Source organism: Arcicella sp. GW458-12-2-14-TSB2 (assembly GCF_059423785.1).
The window spans coordinates 1-2,340 of record NZ_JBWKYN010000319.1; the positions used below are offsets into that span (position 1 = coordinate 1).

Annotated in this window: 2 protein-coding genes; one reads left to right on the top strand and one right to left on the bottom strand. The window is 31.5% G+C overall.

Annotated features, from left to right (window positions below; all coding sequences use genetic code 11):
• Positions 1–260 precede the first annotated feature (260 nt).
• On the bottom strand, positions 261–1,130 hold the full coding sequence (locus tag AC07XN_RS24080; RefSeq protein ID WP_323248470.1) for an AraC family transcriptional regulator: 870 nt from the start codon (positions 1,128–1,130) through the stop codon (positions 261–263).
• A gap of 452 nt (positions 1,131–1,582) precedes the next feature.
• On the opposite strand from AC07XN_RS24080, the gene AC07XN_RS24085 reads away from it, so the two are divergent.
• Complete coding sequence (locus AC07XN_RS24085) at positions 1,583–2,275, top strand: DUF3826 domain-containing protein (protein WP_309917111.1); 693 nt, start codon at positions 1,583–1,585, stop codon at positions 2,273–2,275.
• Positions 2,276–2,340: the final 65 nt, after the last annotated feature.

A 2,340-nucleotide genomic window follows, 5' to 3' on the forward strand; every position in this document is an offset into this window, starting at 1 on the left:
TAGTAATTCTGATAAAGAAATAAGATTAGGATAAAACAGAAAATAAGCAGAGTAGGAGGGAGATGTAAAATAAAGCAGGTATTATATTGCCGATTAATTCATGCATAGGACTGAAATTCTTAACAAAGATATGCTTTTATTTTTTTATGGACTTCTCAGGCGTTTAAATTTGACGAGCAAACGATGTAAGTTGGTAAAAATAAGCAGTTTAACAGTATTTATTGATAGCATATTAAACTGCTTTACTTTTTGGTTTTTTCTTATTGAGTTAAATATTTTCTTTTGTATTCCAACGGAGTGATGCCAGTTACTTTTTTGAAGTGTCTATAAAAGTTTGAAACATTATTAAAACCACAATCAAAACAAATGACTTCTGTGGGCAGTTTATCTTCTACCAAGGCCCTGCAAGCATGACTTATCCTGATTTCAATGAGGAAGTCATAATAAGTTTTCTTAGTCATCAACTTAAAATAACGGCAGAACGATGTAACACTAAGATTGCTAATAGCAGAAATTTCTTCTAGCGTAATATCTTTTTTATAGTTTGATAACGTATAAGTACACACCTTATTCAAGCGAATAGTATCCGATTCGTTTGACTGATAAAAACTATGGTCAGTAGCAATGGTAGTATATTCATCTGTTTCGGCAAGGATATTCAGAATAGATAACAATAATATTATTCTTTCAAGATTACTTGCCTTGGTTACTTCTAGCATCAACTTCGCTACTTTCTCGCGAGCTTCGCCGCCAATAACCATTCCACTTTTTGCTTTCTCATATAATTTAGGAATCATATAGACTTCTGGCAAAGTCAATAAGTATTTTCCTAAACAATCTGGTAAAAAATGAATGACAATTGCCTCAACACAAAGGTCGGGATTGTTTTCAAAATATTCTTCCTTACATCGCCAGGTATGAGGTAGGTTTTCACCAATAAGAACGATTTCTCCATAAGAAAAGTTGCTGATATTATCACCAATAAAACGAACGCCCTCACCCTTAATGATATAGTGTAATTCGATTTCTGGATGATAATGCCAGATAGTATCAAAGTTCGGCCTTATATCATGACGAATGCTGAATGAGCTTTCGGGTTTTACAGGAACTTTATGAAAAAGTGGCTTCATTTATAATATATATTTTATTTAAAATAATTTTTTTGATAAAGAGTTGAACTATTATAATGCACAAGGAATAGAACGAAAATTCCTTGAAATTATGCTTTAAAGCATCAAATATAATAATTCATAGTTAAATTATGACAATATCATATACTAAGTTGGTAAAAATTTACACTAAAAGTCCTTTTTGATTGATGAAATTTGTATTCAAATCTAGTAATATCCCATTTCTCTAAAAGATAATATATTATAATGATTACGAAGGCTTAAACTTATTATAGCATTTTCTCTGTAATTTCTAAAAGCATTGAAAGTAGAATATATACTTACTGCATAACGGGAATGGATGGTAGAAAATTGAAAATTTTAGGATTAGTCTGTGTAGAAATAGATTTTTATCTTCAAGAAATAGAGATGATAAATTAGTACAGAAAACAACAGCTTTATCAAATATTAAAATGGAAAGAATAGGAAGAAAAATGATGGTTTTAGTGATGTTGATTATTTCAACACCAACAATGCTTTGGGCTCAGGATGTACAGACGAAAGAGCAAAAAGATGCTAATTATGTAAAAATGATTACTGACCGAGCCACTAAAATTGTAGCTACTCTTGGTTTAACGAATACAGACGCAAGCATCAGAGTGAGAGATATTATCAGTCAACAATACAGTGATTTAAATCAAATACATGAAGCTAGGAATTTGAAGCTAAAATTAGCCAAAGAAATAGCCAAAGATGATAAAGTGAAAAGTGAAGCTGATATAAAACAAGCAGAGGCAGAAGCTAATGTAGCGATGGATAAATTACATGGAGAATACCTAAAAAAATTATCTAAAGAGCTTTCAGCTAGTCAAGTGGAGATGGTAAAAGACGGCATGACATATAGAGTTTTACCTATTACATATAAAGGTTATCAAGAGATGCTTCCAAATCTGACTAACGAGCAAAAGACGCAGATATTAGCATATCTTACAGAAGCTCGTGAGCATGCGATGGATGCGGAATCGTCAGAAAAAAAACATGCTTGGTTTGGAAAATACAAAGGTAGAATCAATAATTATTTATCAGCGGCAGGGATAGATATGAAAAAAGCAGGCTTAGAATGGGAACAGCGAATAGCCGCTGCAAAGGCATCAAAGCAAAATTAGTAGTACAATATAAAGGCAAAATATGTTTAATATTATCATAGAAAAAATAGTGCATGATAATATCT

Bases quoted from the DNA above. Each gene is read 5' to 3' on its own strand.
- AC07XN_RS24085 (WP_309917111.1), top strand. From the start codon at position 1,583: ATGGAAAGAATAGGAAGAAAAATGATGGTTTTAGTGATGTTGATTATT.
- AC07XN_RS24080 (WP_323248470.1), bottom strand. From the start codon at position 1,130: ATGAAGCCACTTTTTCATAAAGTTCCTGTAAAACCCGAAAGCTCATTC.